Below are 23,659 nucleotides of genomic sequence, written 5' to 3' on the forward strand. Positions count from 1 at the left end.
ATCGCGAGAGCGCCGTAAAAACTCTCGCCAGAGGGGCCCGGCACCAATGTTCAATCCCCGGCTTCGGTTTAGCCATGGGGGAGACAGCGGTTAAAATGGAGGATTCTCATAAAACGTCAAGTTCGATGTGCGACACGGTAACGCATGAGGTCAAAAATTCGTATGGTTGGGTTATCAAAAAACTCAGCTCTTCGTGAACGCATGTCAGGCAGATTTGCCCGGAAACCTTGACGTTTGGCATCAAGCGAGGCATTGAGCACGCCTGCCCGCGCCAACCGGTCCGGATTCTGCTATTCTGGCATCTTGAGATTGGCCGAAGGAAAGAAAAACAACAATGAGCAAAGCAACTTCTTCAGCGCCTTCCCAGCGCATGCTGCGCGTTGGCGAACAGGTTCGTGCCGCTATCACGCAAGTCCTGCAGCGGGGCGAAGTGCGCGACGATATCATCGAGCGCACGGTCATTTCAGTGTCGGAAGTGCGCATGTCGCCGGATCTCAAGATCGCGACTGCATATGTCACGCCTCTCGGCGTCTCCGATCATGCCAAGGTTATCGAAGCCTTGAACCGCAACGCGAAATTCATTCGCGGGCGAATGGGCGGCGCACTTCGTCAGATGAAGTACATGCCTGAGGTTCGCTTCCGCGACGATACGAGCTTCGATAACTACAAGAAAATCGATGAGCTTCTGCGCTCACCGGAAGTCAGTCGCGACCTCGCTGCTGACGACGCAAAAGATGACGAAAACGAATAAGAGCAAGATGTCCAAACCGCGTAAACCCAAGGGCCGGGCCATTTCCGGCTGGCTCGTTCTCGACAAGCCCGTTGATTTTGGCTCCACCGAAGCCGTGGGCAAGATCAAATGGCTGTTCAACGCCCAGAAGGCCGGCCATGCCGGCACGCTCGACCCGCTTGCCTCTGGCATGTTGCCGATCGCGCTCGGCGATGCCACCAAGACCGTGCCTTATGTCATGGATGGCCGCAAGATCTACGAATTCACGGTCTCCTGGGGCGAAGAGCGCACGAGCGATGATCTGGAAGGCGAGGTGACGCAGACCTCCGACAAGCGTCCGACAGAAGAAGAGATCCGTGCCCTGCTGCCAAACTACATGGGCGTCATCAGTCAGGTTCCGCCGCAGTTTTCAGCCATCAAAATCGCGGGCGAGCGCGCCTACGATCTGGCCCGTGACGGCGAAACCGTCGAGATCCCCTCTCGTGAGGTGGAGATCCACCGGTTGACGCTGTTGAAAGCGGAACAGGACCGCGCCTTCTTCGAAGTCGAATGCGGCAAGGGCACCTATGTTCGGTCGCTGGCGCGCGATTTTGGCCGCGACCTTGGATGCTACGGTCATATTTCCGGCCTCCGTCGCACATTCGTCGCGCCTTTCGCTGAAGAGGCGATGGTGCCACTGGCGGAACTGGTGGCTCTGGAAGAGATCGAGGACCGTGACGAGCGTCTGGCAGCACTCGACGCATTCCTCATGGAGACGAGCGAGGCCTTGTCTGCGCTGCCGCAGATCCGCATCAGCGATGATCAGGCCCATCGTATTCGCATGGGCAATCCGATCATTCTGCGTGGACGCGATGCGCCCGTCGATGAGCCGGAGGCCGTGGCGCTTGCCGGTGGCAAGCTGGTAGCAATCGGCGAAATCGGACAGGGCGAGTTCCGGCCGAAGCGCGTTTTTGCCTGATTTGCGGCAACTAACATAGCTCTTCCCATCAATGGCCGAATGGTTTATAGCCACGGCCAGCTAGGGTGCGCTTGTGCGTGCCCTTTGCGTTCATGGCCAAGGCTGGACGACATCCCGGCCTTTGGTGTCTTTATTCCTAAATTTCAGAAAGGATTGTCCGATGTCGATCACTGCAGAGCGTAAGGCTGCCCTCATCAAGGAATACGCAACCGTTGAAGGTGATACCGGTTCTCCGGAAATCCAGGTTGCTATCCTGACCGAGCGGATCAACAACCTCACCGAGCACTTCAAGGGCCACAAGAAGGACAACCACTCCCGTCGTGGCCTTCTCAAGATGGTCTCGAGCCGCCGTTCGCTGCTCGACTACTTGAAGAAGAAGGACGAAGGCCGTTACACGAAGCTCATCTCGAGCCTCGGTATCCGTCGCTAAGAGCAGATTCGGCGGACGATCCAAAGGGTCGTTCGCCGCATTTCATCCGGGCGCAAGACCCGGAAACGGCCGCATGGATTGCGGCAGACTTGGCAGGCCCGGATCCGCCGTTCCTGCTAACTTAACCGATGACCTGTCATGGGGCAGGATTGCCGGATGCTTTCGCCAGGCACATAGTCTGGCTCATTGAAAGCCTCTTGTTGTCTTGCCCGTGATCTCGTCACACGAAGCGCTGGATGCGGCTTTCGGCATGCTCCCCTTGGCGGGTGAGGTGCAAGGCCGCCGCGCATGAAGGACTGAAAATCATGTTCAACACACATGCTGTCGAAATCGAGTGGGCAGGCCGCACGCTCAGACTGGAAACCGGCAAGGTTGCTCGTCAGGCGGATGGCGCCGTCATCGCCACCTATGGCGAAACCGTGGTCCTGGCGACTGTGGTCTCTGCCAAGGAGCCGAAGCCGGGCCAGGACTTCTTCCCGCTGACCGTCAACTATCAGGAAAAGACCTATGCTGCCGGCAAGATCCCGGGCGGCTATTTCAAGCGTGAAGGCCGTCCTTCGGAGAACGAAACGCTGGTTTCGCGCCTGATCGACCGTCCGATCCGTCCGCTCTTCCCGGAAGGCTACAAGAACGACACGCAGGTTGTCGTCACCGTCATTCAGCATGACCTGGAAAACAACCCGGACATCCTGTCCATGGTTGCTACCTCTGCTGCCCTGACGCTGTCCGGCGTTCCGTTCATGGGCCCGGTTGGCGGCGCACGCGTTGGCTACATCAATGGCGAATACGTTCTGAACCCGCATCTGGACGAGATGGACGAGTCGACGCTCGACCTCGTTGTCGCCGGTACATCCGACGCGGTTCTGATGGTTGAGTCCGAAGCCAAGGAACTCAACGAAGAAGTCATGCTTGGCGCCGTCATGTTCGGCCACAAGGGTTTCCAGCCGGTCATCGACGCCATCATCAAGCTGGCTGAAGTGGCTGCCAAGGAGCCGCGCGAGTTCGAACCGGAAGATCATTCCGAACTCGAAGCCGAAATGCTGAAGCTTGCCGAAGCCGAACTGCGTGACGCCTACAAGATCACCCAGAAGGCTGACCGCTACGCTGCCGTTGATGCCGTCAAGGCAAAGGTCAAGGCACACTTCCTGCCTGCAGAAGGCGAAGCCAAGTATGCGCCCGAAGTGGTTGCAGCCGTGTTCAAGCACCTGCAGGCCAAGATCGTTCGCTGGAACATCCTCGACACCAAGAGCCGCATCGACGGTCGCGACCTCGAAACCGTTCGTCCGATCATTTCGGAAGTTGGCATCCTGCCGCGCACACACGGTTCCGCTCTCTTTACCCGCGGCGAAACGCAGGCTCTGGTCGTTGCAACGCTCGGCACGGGCGAAGACGAGCAGTATGTCGACAGCCTGACGGGCATGTACAAGGAGCAGTTCATGCTCCACTACAACTTCCCGCCCTATTCTGTCGGTGAAACTGGCCGCATGGGCTCCCCGGGCCGCCGCGAAATCGGCCATGGCAAGCTCGCATGGCGCGCTATCCACCCGATGCTGCCCACGCCGGAACAGTTCCCCTACACGCTGCGCGTCGTGTCTGAAATCACCGAGTCCAACGGTTCGTCCTCCATGGCAACCGTTTGCGGCACCTCGCTGGCGCTGATGGACGCAGGCGTTCCTTTGGCCAAGCCGGTTGCCGGTATCGCCATGGGCCTCATCCTCGAAGGTGAGCGCTTTGCGGTTCTCTCCGACATCCTGGGTGACGAAGATCACCTCGGCGACATGGACTTCAAGGTGGCCGGCACCGAAGCGGGCATCACCTCGCTGCAGATGGACATCAAGATCGCCGGTATTACCGAAGAGATCATGAAGGTCGCTCTCAACCAGGCCAAGGGTGGCCGTAACCACATTCTCGGCGAAATGGCCAAGGCCATCACCGAAAGCCGTGGTCAGCTGGGCGAATTCGCACCGCGCATCGAAGTCATGAACATCCCGGTCGACAAGATCCGTGAAGTCATCGGTTCGGGCGGTAAGGTCATCCGCGAAATCGTTGAGAAGACCGGCGCCAAGATCAACATCGAGGACGACGGTACGGTCAAGATCGCATCTGCTTCCGGCAAGGAAATCGAGGCAGCCCGCAAGTGGATCCATTCCATCGTGGCAGAGCCGGAAGTTGGCCAGATCTACGAAGGCACCGTCGTGAAGACGGCCGACTTCGGCGCATTCGTCAACTTCTTCGGCGCACGTGACGGCCTCGTTCACATCTCGCAGCTGGCTTCCGAGCGCGTTGCCAAGACCTCCGACGTCGTCAAGGAAGGCGACAAGGTATGGGTCAAGCTGATGGGCTTCGATGAGCGTGGCAAGGTTCGCCTGTCCATGAAGGTTGTCGATCAGGCAACCGGCCAGGAAATCAAGAAGGCTGAAGGCGACGCTGCCGCTGAATAAGGTTTCTTCTTGAGACCATTCTTGGGGCGCGGGATCGTTTCCGCGCCCTTTTGCTATCCCGGAGCACGTCCGAGCAAAAATGCGTTAGCGGTTTTGCGTCCGGACTGCGTAGAAACAAAGACATAGAGCATAATCAATGATCCGGTTGACCGGAAAAGCTCTAAGACCCGGAACCCACCATGATCCGCGACGCCGCTAAAACACTGTTTCATCCCTTCGCCATTGGCACGCTGGACGCGCCGGGCGAGGGCAGCCGCTTCCTCTTTCTTGCTGCGGAAGTGGCGCCTCGTTTACCCGAGGACTTCAAGGCTGAGATCCTGAACATCCAGCCGCTTCGCCCTCTCTTTCGCCCCTTGAGCGCGACCGGTGCCCGTGTGGTTCCGGAAGTTGAAGGCGAGAACTTTGATGGTGCGCTGATCCTGTGCAGCAAGCACAAAGGCGAAAACGAGCAAAATGTTGCCGAAGCCCTGACGCGTGTGCGCGACGGCGGGGTCATTGTTCTGGCCGGCGCCAAGGAAGACGGCGTCCAGCCGCTTCGCAAGCAGCTCGCCAATCTTGGCTTCGACGTGGAGCACATGCCGAAGTATCACGGGGTTGTCGCCTGGTTCACAAGACCGGCAGACGTTACGGCTGCTGTGGTCAAGCTCGCAAAGCAGCCGCAATTGATCGACAATCGGTTTGAGACCGTTGCTGGAACCTTCTCGCACGATCATGTCGATCCGGGCTCGGAGCTGCTCGCAAGCCGCCTGCCGCGCGATTTCGATGGAAACGCAGCCGATCTGGGCGCAGGTTGGGGCTATCTCTCGGTCATGCTCAAGGAAGCGTCGCCGCGTACCAATCGTATCGATCTCTTCGAGGCCGATCACCGTGCATTGGAGTTCGCGAAGCAGAACCTTGCGCGCAATTGCCCGGATCTCGCGACCCGCTTTTTCTGGCAGGATCTCGTGGCTGAGCCGATCAAGGAGAAGTACGATCTCGTGATCATGAACCCGCCGTTTCATGAGGGTCATGCAGCCGATCCAGCCATCGGCCAGGCTTTCATCAAGGCAGCATCCAGCGCGCTGCGCATCGGCGGCCAGCTGCTGATGGTGGCCAACCGCGGTCTCCCCTATGAGCCGGTCCTGAAGGCAGAATTCAAGGAAAGCAGCGAAGTCTGCCGCAATGCCCGCTTCAAGGTGCTTCAGGCACGAAAGTAGGTCAAAGTCGCCATCAATTAGAAAAGGCCCCCGGATCTGATGATTCGGGGGCCTTTCTTGTTCGACGCTCGGTTCCTTACTCGGAGTCGGCGTTGCGCAGACGATCCAGATTGGGCAGCGAGGTGATGTTGTAGCCCGCATCCACGTAGTGGATTTCACCCGTGACGCCGCGCGAGAGGTCCGACAGAAGATAGAGGGCGGAACCGCCGATATCCTCGATTGTCGCGGTGCGGCGGAGCGGCGAATTCTTCTGGTTCCAGGAGTAGATAGCGCGCGCATCGGAAATGCCAGCGCCGGCCAGGGTCCGGACAGGGCCAGCCGAGATCGCGTTGACGCGAATACCCTTTGGACCATAGTCTGCGGCCAGATAGCGTACGGACGCTTCCAGAGCTGCCTTTGCGACGCCCATGACGTTGTAGTTCGGGATAACGCGCACCGAGCCGCCATAGGTCAACGTCAGCATCGCGCCTTCGTCCGTCATCAGTTCTGCGGCGCGCTTTGCGATCTCCGTGAAGGAGAAACAGGAGATGACCATGGTCCGGCTGAAGTTGTCACGGGTCGTATCTGCGTAAAGGCCCTTCAGCTCGTTCTTGTCGGAGAAGCCGATCGCGTGGACGATGAAGTCCAGCTTGCCCCAGCGCTCCTTGATGGCATCGAACGTGGCATCGACAGATGCCAGATCCTCGACATCGCAGGGCAGGACGAAATCGGAATTGACCTCTGCTGCCAGCGGCTTGACGCGACGGCCCAGCGCTTCACCCTGATAGGTGAAGGCCAGCTCTGCGCCCTGCGCCGAAACAGCCTTGGAGATGCCCCAGGCAATGGAGTGATTGTTCGCGACGCCCATGATGAGCCCGCGTTTTCCCTGCATGATACCGCTCATGGTCTTATCCGTTATAGCGCTGGAAGACGAGCGTGGCGTTGGTGCCGCCGAACCCGAAGGAGTTGGAAAGGGCAATATCGAATTTCGCATTGTCGATGCGCTGACGAACGACAGGCATATCGGCAAAATCTGGATCGATCTCTTCGATATGCGCGCTTTCACCAATGAAGCCAGCCTGCATCATCAGCAACGAATAGATCGATTCCTGAACGCCGGCCGCGCCGAGAGAATGGCCCGTCAACGACTTGGTGGATTGAATGTGCGGGATCTTGGAGCCGAAGACTTCGCGGATCGCTCCCATTTCCTTGGCGTCACCCACGGGCGTGGATGTGCCATGCGTGTTGATGTAGTCAACCTCGCCTTTAACTGTAGAGAGCGCCTGCCGCATGCAGCGGATTGCGCCTTCGCCGGAGGGGGCGACCATATCGTAGCCGTCGGATGTCGCACCGTAGCCGACCACTTCCGCATATATCTTCGCGCCACGCGCCTTGGCACGCTCCAGCTCTTCGAGAACGAGGACGCCTGCGCCACCGGCGATGACAAAGCCGTCTCGGTTGGCATCATACGCGCGCGAAGCAACCTCTGCGCGGTCGTTGTACTTCGTTGACATGGCGCCCATGGCGTCGAAGAGGTCGGACATCGTCCAGTCCAGATCCTCGTGGCCACCGGCAAACACCATATCCTGCTTGCCCCATTGGATCATTTCGACCGCATTCCCGATGCAGTGCGCCGATGTCGAGCAGGCTGAGGAGATCGAGTAGTTCACGCCATGCAGCTTGAACCATGTGGCAAGCGTTGCCGAAGCAGTGGAAGACATGGCCTTCGGCACAGCGAACGGCCCAATGCGCTTGGGGCTGTTGTTCTGGCGTACGATATCGGCAGCTTCAACGATCTGGCGGGTGGAAGGACCGCCGGAGCCCATGATGATGCCAACGCGCTCATTCTGCGCGTAATCGGCTTCTTCCAGGCCTGCGTCGGCAATCGCCTGCTTCATCGCAACATGGTTCCAGGCGCCGCCCTGGGAGAGAAAGCGCATCGCGCGCCGATCCACCAGTTCGGTCGGATCAAGGGTAGGCTTGCCCCAGACCTGGCACTTGAAGCCGTGCTTGGCAAAATCGCTGGAGAAGGTGATGCCGGACTTGGCATCGCGAAGCGAGGTGGTCACCTCATCGGCATTATTGCCGATTGAAGAAACGACACCCAAACCCGTGACAACTACCCGTCGCATGACAATGAACCTTTTGAAGTCGTTGAAAAAAGAAAGCCGACATCGCCGGCTTCCTGGCACTGGCCTGCAATCAGGCCGCCTTGTCCTTGGAAAGCCCAACGCGAAGGTCGGTCGCCTGATAGATCGTCTCGCCATCGGCCTTCAGCCAGCCATCGGCGGTGCCAAGAACCAGACGCCCACGCATGACACGCTTGAAGTCGATGCCGTATTCCAGGAGTTTTGTGTGCGGGCGAACCATGCCCTTGAACTTGACTTCGCCGGTTGAGAGAGCCATTCCGCGGCCTTCCTCACCCAGCCAGCCGAGGAAGAAGCCGGTCAGCTGCCACATCCCGTCAAGGCCGAGGCATCCTGGCATGATCGGATTGCCCTCGAAATGGCACGGAAAATACCAGTCGTCCGGCCGCACATCGAACTCGGCGCGCAGAAAGCCCTTGTCGAAGGCGCCGCCTGTTTCGGAAATTTCCGTGATCCGGTGAACCATCAGCATGGGCGGCAGCGGCAATTGCGCATTGCCCGGCCCAAACAGTCTGCCGTGGGCGCACTCGATCAGTTCTTCGTATGTGTAGCTGGATTGTCTGCTGCTCATGAGGTCTTTCCGTTCCCCCTCGTCTTTGGTCCACAGCGTGTTTAAAGCAAGACCGCTGGAAAATGAAGCGCGAGGGTTAGGTCTCCTGCGGATAAGCAGAAGCTTTTCGCGCCATCTTGGTGGTCGGCATATAGGAAGCGGCACCGGCAAACCAGAGGCTTTGAGCGCATTTTTCGCATTTCGACCTAACAGGAACCTTAGAAGCGCCATTTCTCGCTATTGAAAGTAAGGGCTGCAAAAGTTATATCGAAAACTTGAGTACATTGGTCTTGATGGAGCAAGGCAACGAATGGCGGACGCCACAGTTCAAGTGGAAACAAGACTTCGCGCGCGCGGCTTGCGCCCGACGCGTCAGCGTGTAGCGCTGGCCGATCTCCTGTTCGCCAAAGGTGATCGTCATCTGACGGTCGAAGAACTGCATGAGGAAGCCTCCCAGGCAGGCGTGCCCGTGTCGCTGGCGACCGTCTACAACACGCTCCACCAGTTTACGGAAGCCGGACTGATTCGCGTTCTGGCCGTCGAGAGCGCCAAGACCTATTTCGATACGAATATCTCCGATCACCACCACTTCTTCGTCGAGGGACGCAACGAGGTGCTGGATATTCCGGTCAGCAATATCGAAATCGGCAATCTTCCCGAAGCGCCCGAGGGAATGGAAATCGCCCATGTGGATGTGATCATCCGCCTGCGCGAAAAGAAATCCTGATTAATTCCGCTTTTTGGTTTTCGTCTTCAGCGCCTCGTCCGCGGGCCTGCCTGGACGCGGGCGATAGCGTGGCAGCGTCCATCCGAAATGCAGCGCACCTCCGCGAAGCGCAAAAGCGATGACGATGCCCGCTGCGGAACTGGCGGCCAGCGGCAGATCCAGCAGCTGTGCGGCTGTGAAGGCGCTGGCGCCAGCAAGTGCTGCCGTCACATAGATTTCAGGGCGCAGCAGAATTGACGGCTCGTTGGCAATCAGATCGCGCAGAATACCGCCGAACGTTGCCGTCATCGTGCCGGTAACGATGGCGATGGTTGGCGAACCGGTGGTCGCCAAGCCCTTGGCCGCCCCCATGACGCTATAGGCCGAGAGACCGATCGCATCCAGCCAGATCAGCAACTGGTAGCGCCATTCGATCATGTGCGCTGTCAGAAACACGATGATTCCAACTGCAACACAGATGAGCAGATAGGTCGGGTCAGCGACCCAGAAAACTGGCTTGCCGAGCACGAGATCACGCAGAGTCCCGCCGCCCACCCCCGTGGCCGCCGAGAAGAACAGAAAGCCGATGAGATCCAGTTGCTTGCGTGATGCTGCAAGCGCGCCTGTGGCGGCAAACAGGGCGACCCCTGCGTAATCCAGCAATCCGAGCAGAGCCATGGCAGGGCTTTCCCCTTAATGTTCACAAGCGTCGCACAAGTACGGCGCGATTATATGCGCGGCATCTGATTTTGATGCCGCCGTCCCGGCAGGTTTGTATGCCGTGAAAAAGCATCGGGGAAGTCGATCGTGGTAAAAAGCTTCAGCAATCTTTTCTTGATGTCATCGCTCGCTATCCTCATGGCAGTCGCGCCTTCGGTTGCCTCTGCGCAGCAGCCGTTGTTAAGTGATCCCGAGATCTACGAAAAGGATCACTACCGCAAGGAATGCCCCGGCGTTTTGTTCGGCGATGGCTTCATCAAGCGCTTTGACGTCAATAATGATGGGTTGATCGACGCAGTCGTCAATCATGGAGAAATGACCTGCAAGGGTCAGAAGGGCATTGGCTGCACCGAGGAAGGTTGCCCCAACAACTTCTATCTTCAGGTCAAGGAAGGCGGCTACTTCATGATCGCCACCGCCCAGATCTATGGCTATGATTTCGTCAAGCGGTTCGGCAACATGGTGTTCGTCTTCAAGATGCACCCGAAATATTGCAACCGTACCGAAAAGCCCGATTGTGAAATGACGGTCCGGATCCGCGGCGCGCAAATGGTCACGATCTCGAAGAAATAGTCAGCCGGTTCGCCCGGATAGCCGATAGGCGACGATCGCCAGCCATTCCCGGACCGCCGTTGCCATGTTCTGGGCATTCAGCGAGGGTTGGGTGAAATCGAAGCCGATCTCCGTCCTACCAGTCGTTCGGTAATCGACCGGGTAGGGAATAACGCCGATCCCCATTTTGGCAAAGAGCGCCGTGGCGCGTGGCATGTGGAAGGCGGAGGTCACCAGCAGGCAATCTGTCAGGCCATGCCGCTCCAATAGCTCCCTGGTGTTGGCTGAGTTCTCAAACGTATTGCGCGACGTGTTTTCCTTGATCAGACGGTCGGCGTTGATCCCCAAATCGGTAAAAAACCGTTCTGTCACCTCTGCTTCACCTTCATATCGCCCGCTGAACGAACCATCGCCACCGGAAATGATCATCTTGGCTTGCGGGTATTTCAGAGCCAGTCTCACCGTCTGCGTATAGCGGTCCGCCGCTGCATTGAACTCTATGCCACCGCGTGCGTCCATCACGTCATTTTCGATCGCGCCACCCAGCATGATGATGCAGGAGACAGAGGCGGGGTCCGGTTGAGGGCGCACTGCCTTGTTCTCGAGCCTTTGCAGAAGAACATTGCCGGTTGTCGTGTAAAGCGTCACGAACAGCAGAAGCGCAGCAAGGCTCGAAAACAGGAAACCGGATTTCCGCCAACCCGCGAGGCTGAGAAGCAGCGCCAGCAGGATCGCCAGGAACACAAGCGAAAGCGGCTGTGCGACCAGCCAGACGATCTTCGAGAGATAAAACATGAACACTATCTACGTGAGGTGCTGGCAGGGCGCTGGTTATAGCGGTGGTGCAGCGTCTTGCGGATGAAAAGCGACGAAATGGCGATGCCCATGGCAAATACAGCCGCAAGGAACAATGATTCGCGCGCAAATGCACCGCCGATCAGGGCGCCGCACAGGGCACCCGTCACCATGCCGGACCAGGGTACGATCTGGATGGACCAGTCCAGCCGCCGGTCTCCCATGATGAAGCGGCCAATGCCGCGCCCCAGACGCGATAACGCGCCCGTCACATAGGTCAGGCCGATTGGCAGGCCTTCGATCTGTTCGACGGCGGCATTCACGACCCCCATGGCGAGAACGACGAGGTAGAAGCGCAAGACGCCAAGCTGCGGCTGGTCCAATATCGAAGCGAAACTAAGGAGCAGGGACACCGCCGCCAGAACCCCGAAGATCCTGCGTCGAACGATACTGGCGATGACGATGCCTAGCGCGTTGCCCATGACGAAAAGGGCAATGGCGCCGAGCAGCACCAGTCCATGTCCCCAGTTGCCATCCACGAAGAAAATGGCGGCGCGCGTGGTATTTCCCGTCATGAACGAAACAAAGTCGCCGGAAAGCCGCAGGCCGATGGCATCAGTTATTCCGGCCAGGAAGGAAATCGCGGCAACGAGCGCAATCCCTGTCCAGGCACGTTGCGCCCGAATCAATCGCTTTCGCCTCGCCACAGTCATTGGTCGTCACCCGGTGATTCGCATTCCGTCACACCCAAGCGTAGATCCCCTTCAGACCGAAGGGGAGGGGCCATGTTGAGGAAGGTCGCTCACATTTTACAGACGAAGACGAAGAAGCGTGAAAAGTCAGGAAAGAAGGGTCTTCACCAGAGGATGATGAGGATCGGCAAGGCCGTCGACAATGGTGAAATGGTGCTTGTCAGGTTCCGCATAGGCTCCGGTTTCCGCGCCGAGACCGAGCCACACGCTGGCCATCAACGTATTCTGGCGAACGAATTCAGAGCGCTCGTTCGCACCCACCCAGCAGAAAAGGCGCGTGTCGCGACCGGGCCTCATCAAGACGGGACTTTCCTGAGCGGCCTCCGCATCGTCTAGCCGCAGCTTGGCATTGAGGTTGGTGTTCACCAGCGGCCGCAGATCATGAACGCCGGAAATCGAAACCACCGTCCGCACCCGTGACCGAACATCGTTCGGCAGCGGTGAAGTTTCGGCCACCATGCGGGTGACAAGATGCCCGCCGGCGGAGTGGCCTGTCAGGTGGATTGGTCCGTCGATCTCGCCTGCCGCATCCGAAATCGCAGCGGCAACTTCCTGAACGATGTTACCCACACGCACATCCGGACAAAGCGTGTAGGAAGGCATGGCCACCGCAAAGCCATGCTCGATGCTGCCATGGGCCAGATGCGACCAGTAGTTTTTGTCGAGTGCCTGCCAATAGCCGCCGTGGATGTAGACGACCAGACCCTTCGGGGTTCCTTGTGGCAGGAAGAGATCAAAGCGATTACGCGGGTTTGCACCATAGGAAAGATCGAGCCGGGCGCGACCTGCTTCGATCATGCGTTCGCGATAGAGCCTTGCCGGTTCCACCCAGACTTCAGGCCAGGCTTCGCCGCGCGGGATGTTGCCGCCGTTTGTATAGGCGTCGCTCCAGTCATCGATCCGGTAAAACAGCATGAATCCCTCCCGCTGGTGTCAAAGTACGGTTCTGACGCGCCACAATTCTGGAAACAGTTCCACCTCCAGCATCTTCTTCAGATACTGGGTGCCAGACGTCCCACCGGTGCCGCGCTTGAAGCCGATGACACGCTCGACGGTGGTGACATGGTTGAAACGCCAGCGACGGAAATAGTCTTCGAAATCCACCAGCTTTTCCGCCAACTCGTAAAGCACCCAATGTTTGCCGGGCGCCGCATAGACGGCTCGCCAGGCTTCCAGCACCTGCTCGCTCTCACCACGTTTGTCACGCCAATCCTGGCGTTCGCCGTCAGCGCCGATGTCGAAACCGCTTCGTCCGAGAAGCAGAATGGCTTCATCGTAAAGGCTTGGGCGGGACAAGATGTCTTCCAGATGCGTCATCAGGTCCGGGCGGTGCTGGTGCGGCCCCAGCATCGCTGCATTGCGATTGCCCGCCAGAAACTCGATGGCGCGATACTGATAGGACTGAAAGCCGGAAGACTGACCAAGCGCGTTGCGGAAATCGGTATATTCGCTTGGCGTCATCGTGCGCAGCACGTCCCAGGCACTGTTCAATTGCTCGAATATGCGTGCCACGCGTGACAGCATCTTGAACGCGGGCTGCGGATCGTCCCGTCGAATGGCCTGCATGGCGGAGGTTATCTCGTGGATCGCGAGCTTCATCCAGAGCTCGGACGTCTGATGCTGGATGATGAACAGCAATTCGTCATGCGCGCTGGAAAGCGGCTTCTGGGCAGACAGGATCGGGTCGAGCTGCAGATAATCCGTATAGGACATGCGCTCGCGAAAGGACATTTGCGCCCCCTCCCGGGAAGGATCGTAGGGCTTGTCGGTCACGTCACGAGCGCCTTCTGCTTGAATTGCGGTTGGTCCCAGAGATTATTCGTCATGATGTCGGCCAGAATATCGACAGCAGCGCGAACGTCGGTCTCATCGATATAAAGCGGCGTGAAACCAAAGCGGATTGCGTCCGGCGCACGGAAATCACCAATCACGCCGCGGCTGATCAAGGCCTGCATGATCGCATAGCCTTCCGGATGGATGAAGGATACCTGGCTGCCCCGCTGGGTGCCGTCGCGTGGTGAACCGAGTTTCAGGCTCGGGCATTTGCCTTCAACCTCACGAATGAACAGATCGCACAGCGCAATCGACTTCTGTCGGATATCGGCCATGTCGATGCCGTCCCACGCATCGAGAGCCGCATCGAGCGCCGCCAGCGCAATGATCGGCGGCGTACCGACGCGCATGCGGTCTATTCCGTCGCCCGGACGATAGGTAAGATCGAAAGCAAACGGTCTTTCGTGCCCCAGCCATCCCGAGAGGGCAGGACGTGCCTTGTCCGCCCATTTCGGCGCCACATAGATGAAGGCAGGCGCACCCGGCCCACCGTTCAGATATTTATAGGTGCAGCCCACGGCGAAATCGGCTTCAGCCCCCGCGAGGTCAACCGGGATGGCGCCTGCAGAATGCGCCAGATCCCAGATCGCAAGTGCACCCACGGCATGGGCCTTGGCGGTCAGCACCTTCATGTCATGCAGCCGGCCGGTGCGATAATCCACTTCCGTGAGCATCGTCACGGCCACGGTCTCATTGATCGCCGCCTCCACTTCGTCCGGCGCGACCACTTTGAGCACGTAACCGCGATCGAGAGACTTTATGAGTCCTTCCGCCATGTAGAGATCGGACGGAAAGTTACCGCTGTCCGACAGGATCACCCTGCGGCTTTTGTCTTCAACGAGATCGAGGGCTGAGGCAAGTGCCTGATAAACCTTGATAGAAAGCGTGTCACCCATGACCACGGTTCCGGCAGGTGCACCGATCAGTCTGCCAACGCGGTCGCCTATCCGGCGGGGCATGGTCATCCACTGCGCGTCGTTCCAGCCGCGGATCAGCATCTCGCCCCACTGATGTGTCATCAGCGAGGAAACCCGCTCGACGGCTGAATGCGGCAAGGGCCCGAGCGAATTCCCATCCAGATAAATGACACCATCCGGCATGTAAAACAGTTTGCGTGTCCTAGCGAAATCCATCATGCCGACAATCCCATCATAAACCTCACCGCCTCGTCATAGCCGAAGAACATAGACGATAACGATAATCCAGATATTTTAAGTTTAAAATAGTCTTGGTGAGGTGACTGCCAATTTTACCAATCAAGACGACCTGAATTTTTTGCTCACGTAGACGGAATTCTGCAGACCGAAGCGCCAGAGATGATCAACCGCCTTGCTGATGCCGATTCTCCGGTCTGTGACGACCAGCACCGATTCGTGGGATGGTTTCAGTTCGAAGGGCGCGTCTGACAAGGGTAGGCCATCATGCCGGATGTCGATGCCGAGTGCCTGGGAAACCCTTCCGGGTCCAGCGCATAGCAGCAATGGATCGGAAACCCGGCGCCGCTCTTCCATTTCTGCCAGGCCGTGGACCGGCTGGAGGGCGCGGATCAGCACCGCGCTTGCGGGAAGGCACACGAAGTTCAGGCACCAGTGGATGCCATAGGAACGGTAGACATAGGCGTGCGCGGGCGGCCCGAACATGGAGCGGTTGCGGTTGGTCTGGCCGCGAAAACTATGCGAAGCCGGATCATCGGGCATATAGGCTTCAGTCTCGACGATGACCCCGCCAATGCCATCAACGCAAAGGCTCGCACCGATGAGATCGCGGGCAACCTCGACGGCGCTCCTGTTGAAAAACTGTTCTAATTCCTGCAAACGCCTCTTTCTCCCATTTCCCTGTCACTATCTGGACGCGGCGAAAACATTCGGCAAGTCAAAGATCAGCAGGCTTGCCATCGTCAAGCTCCCATCTTAGGTAAGCGCCATGGCTGCGCGCGATCGATACTCCCGGAAACTTGAATGCCCTCAATGCGGACACTCCGGCTTTGCCGAGGTTTCCGAGGATGATGACCCGCGCCGCAAGGACCCCGGCTTCCAGATCGACGAAATGCCGAGGGGCTTCTCGACCGAATTCGCGTCACGCGATCCCCGCAAATACATGCTGCGCTGCCAGTGCAGCCACAAGTTTCGCTTTGAAAGCAAGAGCGTTTACGCGCCGGGCGGCGAGCCGCGGCGGTAGGTGGTCTGGTAGGTCGACGAGGTTGGTCTGAAACGCTCGTCTGCTACGACAGATGCAACAGCTTCAAACGTAGAATTAGAATGGAAAAGTTTGGTGGAGCTAAGCGGGATCGAACCGCTGACCTCTTGCATGCCATGCAAGCGCTCTCCCAGCTGAGCTATAGCCCCATCAGGGTACCGGGCATTTACCGGTTCCGGGAACCCGTTCGAAGCAGCGCTTCTGTCGGGGTGGCGGCTTATTACTTCCGGAAATTTCCAAGCGCAAGCCGAAAATGAAAAGCCCGGTGATTTTTTTCACCGGGCCTCGAAATTCAAGAGCTTAGACTTCGTCTTCGTCGCCACCGACGCCGATGATGCCGGACACATCGTCATCATCATCGTCTTCATCGGCTTCCAGGAACGTGTCGTCGTCGTCGCCGTCGATTTCGACGTCGTCATCGCCCATATCCGGAATGTCATCGCCGGCCGCCGCGTCATCACCCTCTTCGAGCGAGACGAGTTCGACATCGGGATTTTCCGTATCGACTTCGGCGACCTCTTCCTCTTCGGCCTGCTCCATCTTCATCTGCGCCGTGTTCTCTTCAAAGAAAGAGAGTGGCCAGGATTTGCCGGTGTAAGGAGAGACGACCGGATCTCTGTTCAGATCGTAGAATTTCTTGCCCGTATCCGGGTCAGTACGCTTGGTTCCAAGTTCCGCTTTTGCCACTGTGGATGCCCCGTGAGAATGGCCGATCAGTTCGGCGTTGCCGCAAATGCGACGCTCAAAAATGTTAGCCGGTCCCATTAAAGCTTGTAAATCCCCATGTCAAAGGCAAACTTCGCATGTAAATGCCCGGTTTCCGGCCCTTTTGCAGAACCTGTCGCGGGCGCGTTGTCTCCCATCAACTCACGAGGACAATACAAAACTTCTCCGTCTGGTCATGCGGCGGATATTTCGTTAAGCCGGATCCCATTGATTTTCGGGAGTGAGTCATGACTTTTATCATCGCGATCGATGGGCCAGCTGCTGCCGGCAAAGGAACGCTCTCGCGCAAGATAGCCGATACCTACGGCTTCCATCACCTCGATACGGGCCTGACTTACCGGGCCACCGCAAAGGCGCTTCTGGATGCTGGCCTGCCGCTGGACGACGAGGATGTGGCTGCAACAACGGCTCATAAGATCGATCTGGCCGGTCTTGATCGCTCCGTCCTGGCGCAGCACCATATTGGAGAGGCGGCCTCCAAAATCGCAGTCATGCCGTCGGTTCGGCGCGCCCTTGTCGAAGCCCAGCGCGCCTTTTCGAACCGAGAGCCGGGAACTGTGCTGGATGGGCGCGATATCGGCACGGTCGTCTGCCCACAGGCGCAGGTCAAGCTGTATGTGACGGCCTCGCCGGACGTGCGAGCAAGGCGTCGTCATGACGAAATCATCGCCAATGGTGGAAGTGCCGATTACGAGGCCATTTTCGAAGATGTCAAAAAGCGCGATGAACGCGATATGGGTCGCGCCGATAGCCCTTTGAAACCGGCAGATGATGCGCACTTGCTTGATACATCGGAAATGAGTATAGAGGCCGCATTTCAGGCAGCCAAGATCTTGATCGACGCAGTCCTGAACCCCAATTGACGGTCCGTCGGCCAAGCCGGTGAACCGGAGACTGAACAGACTAAGCTTGAAGATATGGGTCCTGCGCCGGATTGCCCTCGAAGTGTGTAGGGCGGACTTGTTCTTTGGGTATGAACAACACCAACCCCCGGCGCATTGCGTGCCAGACAAACGGCACGATCAGGAGATTTCATGTCAGTAGCAACCCCCACGCGGGAAGATTTCGCAGCCCTTCTCGAAGAATCCTTTGCCTCTAACGATCTGGCCGAAGGCTATGTTGCCAAGGGTACAGTCACGGCAATCGAGAAGGACGTCGCGGTTATCGACGTAGGCCTCAAGGTTGAAGGCCGCGTTCCGCTGAAGGAATTCGGCGCCAAGGGCAAGGACGGCTCGCTCAAGGTCGGCGACGAAGTTGAAGTTTACGTAGAGCGCATTGAAAATGCTCTCGGCGAAGCTGTTCTGTCGCGCGAAAAGGCTCGCCGCGAAGAAAGCTGGATCAAGCTCGAAGCCAAGTTCGAAGCTGGCGAGCGCGTTGAAGGCGTTATCTTCAACCAGGTCAAGGGCGGCTTCACGGTTGACCTCGACGGCGCTGTTGCCTTCCTTCCGCGCTCTCAGGTCGATATCCGTCCGATTCGTGACGTAACGCCTCTGATGCATAACCCGCAGCCCTTCGAAATCCTCAAGATGGACAAGCGTCGCGGCAACATCGTTGTTTCGCGTCGTACGGTTCTGGAAGAGTCCCGTGCCGAGCAGCGTTCTGAAATCGTTCAGAACCTCGAAGAAGGCCAGGTTGTTGACGGCGTCGTCAAGAACATCACCGATTACGGTGCGTTCGTTGACCTCGGCGGCATCGACGGCCTGCTGCACGTCACCGACATGGCATGGCGCCGTGTAAACCATCCGTCGGAAATCCTGAACATCGGCCAGCAGGTCAAGGTTCAGATCATCCGTATCAACCAGGAAACTCACCGCATCTCGCTCGGCATGAAGCAGCTCGAGTCGGATCCGTGGGATGGCATCTCCGCCAAGTACCCGGTTGGCAAGAAGATCTCCGGTACCGTCACCAACATCACCGACTACGGTGCATTCGTTGAGCTGGAGCCGGGCATCGAAGGCCTCATCCACATCTCCGAAATGTCCTGGACGAAGAAGAACGTTCACCCCGGCAAGATCCTGTCCACGAGCCAGGAAGTTGACGTGGTCGTTCTCGAAGTCGATCCGTCCAAGCGTCGTATCTCGCTCGGCCTGAAGCAGACCCTCGAAAATCCGTGGCAGGCATTTGCCTACAGCCATCCGGCTGGCACGGAAGTTGAAGGCGAAGTCAAGAACAAGACCGAATTCGGCCTGTTCATCGGCCTCGAAGGCGACGTCGACGGCATGGTTCACCTGTCCGACCTCGACTGGAACCGTCCAGGCGAGCAGGTCATCGAAGAGTTCAACAAGGGCGATGTCGTCAAGGCTGTCGTTCTGGATGTGGACGTCGAGAAGGAACGCATTTCGCTCGGTATCAAGCAGCTCGGCCGTGATACGGTCGGTGAAGCCGCTTCCTCCGGCGAACTGCGCAAGAACGCTGTCGTTTCGTGCGAAGTCATCGGTGTTAACGATGGCGGCGTTGAAGTGAAGCTCGTCAATCATGAAGACATCACGTCGTTCATCCGCCGCGGCGATCTTGCCCGCGACCGCGATGATCAGCGTCCTGAGCGCTTCTCCGTTGGCCAGGTCTTTGATGCTCGCGTCGTCAACTTCTCCAAGAAGGACCGCAAGGTCATGCTGTCGATCAAGGCTCTCGAGATCGCAGAAGAGAAGGAAGCTGTTGCACAGTTCGGTTCGTCCGATTCTGGCGCATCGCTCGGCGACATCCTGGGCGCGGCTCTGAAGAACCGCAGCAACGACTAATCGTCGCTGGATTGAATAGAACAACCCGCCGGTGCCTTGATTGGCCCCGGCGGGTTTTTTGTTGCCTGTTACCAGCCGCCCAGCCGCCCGTAGAAGTCGGATGATTCTGCCGAGGTAGATGCGTCCTCTTCAGATGTCTTGGGAGCGCCGCTGCGATGCGAAGGCTCATCGCGATCACGGGATTGGTCTTGCTGATTGTCTCGCCGCCGCCTGTGGTGCCGGTCCTCATCCTCCGCCTCCACCGCCGGAATCAGGGCATCCTCATCGTCACCCGGTCCGCCGTCTGAGGGGTAGAGCACATGCGCAGGAACGGCAGTTTCCTTCAGGACTGTCCGCATCTGGACAAGGGCTTGCGCCAGACCCGCAATGGCGGATTCATCCTGAAGCAAGGCCGCAGTCAGACTGAGCGGGATCGCAGGCTGTGGAATGATCTCCGCCGCACTAGGCGCGGACATGGCGTCTGGTGGGGACGATTTCAAAACTGGTGCGTGATCTTTGGAAGCAGCTGCTTGCCGTGCGGTCAGCGCCTCCTTGTTCAGACCTTCAAGCACATCTTCCTCAGCGGTCGAGCTGCTTACCGCGATGCGCTGAAGAAACAGATTGGAGCTGCTTTCCCCCTCTGCGCCTTCCATGGTCTGCACTTCCGAGGCTTCCAGGATCAATCGCTTGGCAAGCATAGCATCATTTGCTTGCACTGCGCGGCCAGTTGGGTTGGCAGTGGTTTTCACATCCGCCGGGCGTGTCCCTGCCTCCTCATCTGCTTCACCATAGGCGTTGGGCAGGATCTGCCGATAGCCCCTTTCGTCAAAATCACTCTCGTCCAGAGTGAAAGAAGGGTTCCCCGTCTGCAGCGTTTCGGCTTTGGTTGAATTGCTGGCAGAAACCTTCGTGTCGTTAGGCAGCGAATCTGCTGCCGCCTCGCTGTCGGATTGGGGGAGCGACGCCGGCATTGCCGTGGCCAGGGCAGGCGATGTGCTGGAAGGCACCGCGCTTCGGCCCCCCGGAACTGCGCGTTGCGAAGCCGCCCGGTCAATATCCGAATCACTGCCCTTGATGGCGATCTCAAGACTGACAGGCTCGTCGGCTCCAGATATGGCTTCTTGCGGACCTCGATCGGCCATTGGTTGGCCGCTGGAAAGGGCGGATCGAGTAGGCGCCCGCAAGTCGCCTGGAACCTGCTCTGCCAGCGGCATCATAGGACGGCTCGTCCGAGACTGGTCTGTCAGCCCTGTATCATTGGCGGCTTTTGGCGGGATGACAGGCCGAAACGTCTCTGAAAAGTCGTCGATATCGTCAAGATCGGTATAGCCGGCTGTGATCTGACGCTGAGCCGCCTCGCGATCGCGACCGACCGTTTCCAACTGCGCCGCAAGCTTCGTAGCCTCTGCCCCTGCTGGATTACGCAGTGCCTGCACAAGCATGCCAATCGCCAAACCACGGACCCACTGATTGAGCGCTTTCTGCAGAGCGGCTTGAGCGGATGGAGGCAATGCCTTCAGAGCGTCCAGCAGCCGCTCCGTAAAGTTTGCCGTGCTTTCGTCTGGTTGCCGCTCGATGTTCAACAAGGAGCCGATCATGTCCGTCACATTGGCAATGCTGCGCCCGCTGGAAAGCTGTCCGGCAAGTGCGAGTGCGACAAGCCGTTCCTGAACGGGTTGAGCCGCATTGACCGGGATTACCGGCTCAATGTCACTGCCTGCTGGCGGTTTGATGGACGGGGCTTCAACTGGTGCGTCCTGGGGTGATTGTGCCGGACGGAGAGAGGCAACGCTGGAAATAGGCGGCAGCATAGGGACACCTCCGCTTGCCTGGAACAACGGGCATTTCGGCGAACTTCAGGAGCCTCCCGGGTTTCCTTTCCCTGCGCCACGTCTCATGACGTGAATCTGCCGACAGGCTGTCAGCCTGCCCAGATCAAGGTAAATCTTTGGTAAACAAACTCCGCCGGGAGGCCGGTTTTATTGCGATCAGGCAATCAATATGTCGCAAATCGAACCAGTCGATCACCTTTGCAACCATCAACTATGGGCGAAGATATCCGTCTCTTCCCAGCCGAGAAGGTCGAGTTTCGAACGTGTCGGCAAGAAGGCAAAACAGGCTGCCGCCAGTTCCATACGATCGTCACGCATCAGGCGTGCGAGCAGCTTGTCTCGCAACGCGTGCAGATGCAGAACATCCGAGGCTGCATATTCGAGCTGTGCCTGAGACAGGACCTCGGCCGCCCAGTCTGTCTGCTGCTGCGCCTTGGAGATATCGACCTCAAGCAACTCCTTGAGATTGTCCTTCAGGCCGTGGCGGTCCGTATAGGTACGGGTAAGGCGGGAGGCGATCTTGGTGCAGAACACGTTTTCCGTCGTCACGCCGAAGGTATGGAAAAGCACCGCGATATCGAACCGGCCATAATGAAAGATCTTTTGCCGCGAAGCATCGGCCAGAAGACTGCAAAGATTCGGTGCCTGGGATTGACCGCGGGCAATGCGAATAACGTCCGCTGTGCCGTCTCCGGGCGAGAGCTGGACGACGCAAAGGCGGTCTCGGCGCGGAACAAGGCCCAGAGTCTCCGTGTCGATTGCAACAGCATCCGTGTACCGTCTCATGTCCAACCCGGAAATGTCGCCCTCGTGATAGCGGATCGTGGTGCTCATGCCTGCCCTCAGTTATCAAGTCTCGGATCTATCGAGTGGATGCCTACTTCAATCCCAGCTTGATCAAAAGAGAAATCACCCTGAAGATCGAGGGTCTCCGCCCTATCCTTCCAAAGCCTCCGCATAGAATCGCTCAAACATTTGGCGGAGGCGACAAGAGATATGCAGTATACGCATTGCTGCATTGCGGTGAAGCTCTTGTTCCCGCCGACCATAAATCATATATATCGACCATCGAAGCGACGCACTCCTCCTCCCAGCGTCGCACGATGAGATCGGCAATCTCCTCCTCCTCCCAAATTGCCGATCAGGTTTAAAAGCCTGCCGCACCTCCTCCCGCGGCAGGCTTTTTCATTTCTAAAGCATGGCGCGCAATAGTGGGCCGCGGTTTTGCGGTAACGACATACGATTAAACAAAGAGATAAGCGTCAGGAGCGAATCTGAAAGATCGCGACGCGCTTTAGAACCGCCTTCATCAGCCGCTCTTGTAAACGCCCTGAAGCCGTCTAGGCTGCTTCTGCTGACTTCACGCCGTCAGTGACGCACAATCAGCTTTTCGATTGCCTGCATCAGGCTATCATCCACCTCTAGCCCGTTCTGAAGGGCAAGCGCGCGCAGACCCAGACCCCGTCGGCCAGGCAATCGTACACCTTCTTCGCGAGACATCTCCTCCGCAAGAAGCTGAATACGACTGTTGACGCGTTCACCGGCAGCCGCGCAGGGATCAATCGCGATGATGAAATGGCCGAGTGCCGGAGCGGGCCCTTGATCGTCGAAAAGCGAGCTTGCCTCGAAAGAATAGTTGGCGCCGGTCAGGCTGGCCGCCAAAACCTCCACCATCAAGGCCAAAGCGGCTCCCTTGGCGCCTCCAGCGGGGGCCATGGTGCCGGTCAGGGCGATCGTTGCATCGGTCGTGGGGTTTCCGTCAGGATCCAGAGCCCAGTCATCCGGTATTGATGTACCCTTCTGGTGCGCCTCCATAACTTTGCCGCGCGCGACTTTCGACAGGGCGAGATCAATAATGATCGGCTCTTGCCCTGGAACGGGCAAACCAAACGCTATGGGGTTCGTGCCGAAAAGCGGCCGTCTGCCACCCCATGGCGCCATGGACGCCGGAGCATTGGCAAACATCAGGGCAATGAGACCCTTCTCGGCAAACCGCTCCACCGTCAGCGCCAGAACGCCTGCGTGGTGCGAGCGATGAATGGCCGCCGCCGCAATACCTTGGCTCTTCGCAAGGGGAACGAGCCGATCAACGGCAATGTCGATGGCCGGATAAGCAAAACCCAACCCTGCATCGATTGAAAGCATCGAAGGTCGCGGTTGGGTCACGGCAACATGTGCGTCCGGCTTCACCTTTCCGGACCGCGCCTGCGCGACGTAGGCCTGCACGCGTCTCAGGCCATGCCCGGATTGTCCAGCCGCCTCTGCCGCAACAAGGCTTTTCGCAACAGACAGTGCGGCTGTCGCAGGAACGCCATTGGCTTCGAAAACGGAAGCGATCTGACGTTCGAGTTCGGAAAGCGAAATATGCATGCTTCAGTCCTTGGCTGGTCGCGGCGAAC

Annotated in this window: 24 protein-coding genes and 1 tRNA gene; 10 read left to right on the plus strand and 15 right to left on the minus strand. The window is 58.2% G+C overall.

The genetic code is table 11. The annotated features are described in order from the left end of the window. The first annotated feature begins 334 nt into the window (after positions 1-334). The 5 genes from rbfA to ASD54_RS12595 all read left to right on the plus strand — a co-directional run bounded on the left by rbfA (position 335) and on the right by ASD54_RS12595 (position 5,755). On the plus strand, positions 335-751 hold the full coding sequence (gene rbfA / locus ASD54_RS12575; protein ID WP_062554960.1) for a 30S ribosome-binding factor RbfA: 417 nt from the start codon (positions 335-337) through the stop codon (positions 749-751). 7 nt (positions 752-758) lie between these two features. Continuing rightward, positions 759-1,688, plus strand: a complete 930-nt coding sequence (gene truB, locus ASD54_RS12580; RefSeq protein WP_062555446.1) for a tRNA pseudouridine(55) synthase TruB — start codon at positions 759-761, stop codon at positions 1,686-1,688. 160 nt (positions 1,689-1,848) lie between these two features. Further along, complete coding sequence (gene rpsO / locus ASD54_RS12585; RefSeq protein ID WP_062554961.1) at positions 1,849-2,118, plus strand: 30S ribosomal protein S15; 270 nt, start codon at positions 1,849-1,851, stop codon at positions 2,116-2,118. A 305-nt stretch (positions 2,119-2,423) separates the two neighbouring features. Continuing rightward, positions 2,424-4,559 carry a polyribonucleotide nucleotidyltransferase gene (gene pnp, locus ASD54_RS12590; protein WP_062554962.1) on the plus strand — a complete coding sequence of 712 codons (2,136 nt, stop codon included), beginning with the start codon at positions 2,424-2,426 and terminating at the stop codon, positions 4,557-4,559. A gap of 179 nt (positions 4,560-4,738) precedes the next feature. Then, the gene (locus ASD54_RS12595; RefSeq protein ID WP_062554963.1) at positions 4,739-5,755 is read left to right on the plus strand and encodes a class I SAM-dependent methyltransferase; all 1,017 of its coding nucleotides are present in this window, start codon (positions 4,739-4,741) and stop codon (positions 5,753-5,755) included. A gap of 76 nt (positions 5,756-5,831) precedes the next feature. Here ASD54_RS12595 and fabI read toward each other — a convergent pair whose 3' ends face one another. From fabI to fabA, 3 genes are all read right to left on the minus strand, one after another. Next, positions 5,832-6,638 (minus strand): enoyl-ACP reductase FabI, encoded by an 807-nt coding sequence (fabI, locus tag ASD54_RS12600; protein WP_062554964.1) that lies wholly within the window; start codon positions 6,636-6,638, stop codon positions 5,832-5,834. A gap of 4 nt (positions 6,639-6,642) precedes the next feature. After that, the gene (fabB, locus tag ASD54_RS12605; RefSeq protein ID WP_062554965.1) at positions 6,643-7,866 is read right to left on the minus strand and encodes a beta-ketoacyl-ACP synthase I; all 1,224 of its coding nucleotides are present in this window, start codon (positions 7,864-7,866) and stop codon (positions 6,643-6,645) included. 70 nt (positions 7,867-7,936) lie between these two features. Further along, entirely contained in the window at positions 7,937-8,452 is a 516-nt protein-coding gene (gene fabA, locus ASD54_RS12610; protein WP_062554966.1) for a 3-hydroxyacyl-[acyl-carrier-protein] dehydratase FabA, read from the minus strand. A gap of 289 nt (positions 8,453-8,741) precedes the next feature. Between fabA and irrA the strand changes: the two genes are divergently transcribed. Further along, the gene (irrA, locus tag ASD54_RS12615) at positions 8,742-9,158 is read left to right on the plus strand and encodes an iron response transcriptional regulator IrrA (protein WP_062554967.1); all 417 of its coding nucleotides are present in this window, start codon (positions 8,742-8,744) and stop codon (positions 9,156-9,158) included. Here irrA and ASD54_RS12620 read toward each other — a convergent pair whose 3' ends face one another. Beyond that, complete coding sequence (locus tag ASD54_RS12620; RefSeq protein WP_062554968.1) at positions 9,159-9,815, minus strand: trimeric intracellular cation channel family protein; 657 nt, start codon at positions 9,813-9,815, stop codon at positions 9,159-9,161. A gap of 159 nt (positions 9,816-9,974) precedes the next feature. Between ASD54_RS12620 and ASD54_RS12625 the strand changes: the two genes are divergently transcribed. Further along, positions 9,975-10,430, plus strand: coding sequence for a hypothetical protein (locus ASD54_RS12625; protein ID WP_062555447.1), 456 nt, complete (start codon positions 9,975-9,977; stop codon positions 10,428-10,430). On the opposite strand, the gene ASD54_RS12630 is transcribed toward ASD54_RS12625, so the two are convergent. The 6 genes from ASD54_RS12630 to ASD54_RS12655 form a co-directional block, all read right to left on the minus strand. Then, entirely contained in the window at positions 10,431-11,204 is a 774-nt protein-coding gene (locus tag ASD54_RS12630) for a YdcF family protein (RefSeq protein WP_062555448.1), read from the minus strand. A gap of 5 nt (positions 11,205-11,209) precedes the next feature. Beyond that, positions 11,210-11,917: a YoaK family protein gene (locus ASD54_RS12635; protein WP_062554969.1), complete on the minus strand. Its 708-nt coding sequence runs from the start codon at positions 11,915-11,917 to the stop codon at positions 11,210-11,212. Between the two features lie 126 nt (positions 11,918-12,043). Continuing rightward, entirely contained in the window at positions 12,044-12,871 is an 828-nt protein-coding gene (locus ASD54_RS12640; RefSeq protein ID WP_062554970.1) for an alpha/beta hydrolase, read from the minus strand. Between the two features lie 18 nt (positions 12,872-12,889). Beyond that, positions 12,890-13,729, minus strand: a complete 840-nt coding sequence (gene kynA, locus ASD54_RS12645) for a tryptophan 2,3-dioxygenase (protein WP_062554971.1) — start codon at positions 13,727-13,729, stop codon at positions 12,890-12,892. Beyond that, positions 13,726-14,925, minus strand: a complete 1,200-nt coding sequence (gene kynU, locus ASD54_RS12650) for a kynureninase (protein ID WP_062554972.1) — start codon at positions 14,923-14,925, stop codon at positions 13,726-13,728. The genes kynA and kynU overlap by 4 nt, the downstream gene beginning before the upstream one ends. A gap of 120 nt (positions 14,926-15,045) precedes the next feature. Further along, a complete protein-coding gene (locus ASD54_RS12655) occupies positions 15,046-15,603 on the minus strand; it encodes a DNA-3-methyladenine glycosylase (RefSeq protein WP_062554973.1) in 558 nt (185 codons plus the stop codon). A 109-nt stretch (positions 15,604-15,712) separates the two neighbouring features. Between ASD54_RS12655 and ASD54_RS12660 the strand changes: the two genes are divergently transcribed. Then, a complete protein-coding gene (locus ASD54_RS12660) occupies positions 15,713-15,967 on the plus strand; it encodes a hypothetical protein (RefSeq protein ID WP_062554974.1) in 255 nt (84 codons plus the stop codon). 91 nt (positions 15,968-16,058) lie between these two features. Here ASD54_RS12660 and ASD54_RS12665 read toward each other — a convergent pair. Continuing rightward, positions 16,059-16,134: transfer RNA gene (locus ASD54_RS12665), tRNA-Ala, on the minus strand. 151 nt (positions 16,135-16,285) lie between these two features. Then, the gene (locus ASD54_RS12670; RefSeq protein ID WP_062555449.1) at positions 16,286-16,672 is read right to left on the minus strand and encodes a TIGR02300 family protein; all 387 of its coding nucleotides are present in this window, start codon (positions 16,670-16,672) and stop codon (positions 16,286-16,288) included. Between the two features lie 266 nt (positions 16,673-16,938). Between ASD54_RS12670 and cmk the strand changes: the two genes are divergently transcribed. Next, positions 16,939-17,574, plus strand: coding sequence for a (d)CMP kinase (cmk, locus tag ASD54_RS12675; RefSeq protein ID WP_062554975.1), 636 nt, complete (start codon positions 16,939-16,941; stop codon positions 17,572-17,574). Positions 17,575-17,745: 171 nt separating this feature from the next. Further along, positions 17,746-19,449, plus strand: a complete 1,704-nt coding sequence (gene rpsA / locus ASD54_RS12680; protein ID WP_062554976.1) for a 30S ribosomal protein S1 — start codon at positions 17,746-17,748, stop codon at positions 19,447-19,449. Between the two features lie 68 nt (positions 19,450-19,517). On the opposite strand, the gene ASD54_RS12685 is transcribed toward rpsA, so the two are convergent. From ASD54_RS12685 to ASD54_RS12700, 3 genes are all read right to left on the minus strand, one after another. Continuing rightward, a complete protein-coding gene (locus tag ASD54_RS12685; protein ID WP_062554977.1) occupies positions 19,518-21,239 on the minus strand; it encodes a hypothetical protein in 1,722 nt (573 codons plus the stop codon). 228 nt (positions 21,240-21,467) lie between these two features. Continuing rightward, positions 21,468-22,094 carry a ribonuclease D gene (locus ASD54_RS12690; RefSeq protein WP_062554978.1) on the minus strand — a complete coding sequence of 209 codons (627 nt, stop codon included), beginning with the start codon at positions 22,092-22,094 and terminating at the stop codon, positions 21,468-21,470. A gap of 534 nt (positions 22,095-22,628) precedes the next feature. Next, positions 22,629-23,630, minus strand: coding sequence for an Ldh family oxidoreductase (locus tag ASD54_RS12700; RefSeq protein ID WP_062554980.1), 1,002 nt, complete (start codon positions 23,628-23,630; stop codon positions 22,629-22,631). Positions 23,631-23,659: the final 29 nt, after the last annotated feature.

Source organism: Rhizobium sp. Root149, assembly GCF_001427345.1.
Lineage (GTDB): Bacteria > Pseudomonadota > Alphaproteobacteria > Rhizobiales > Rhizobiaceae > Neorhizobium > Neorhizobium rhizoryzae.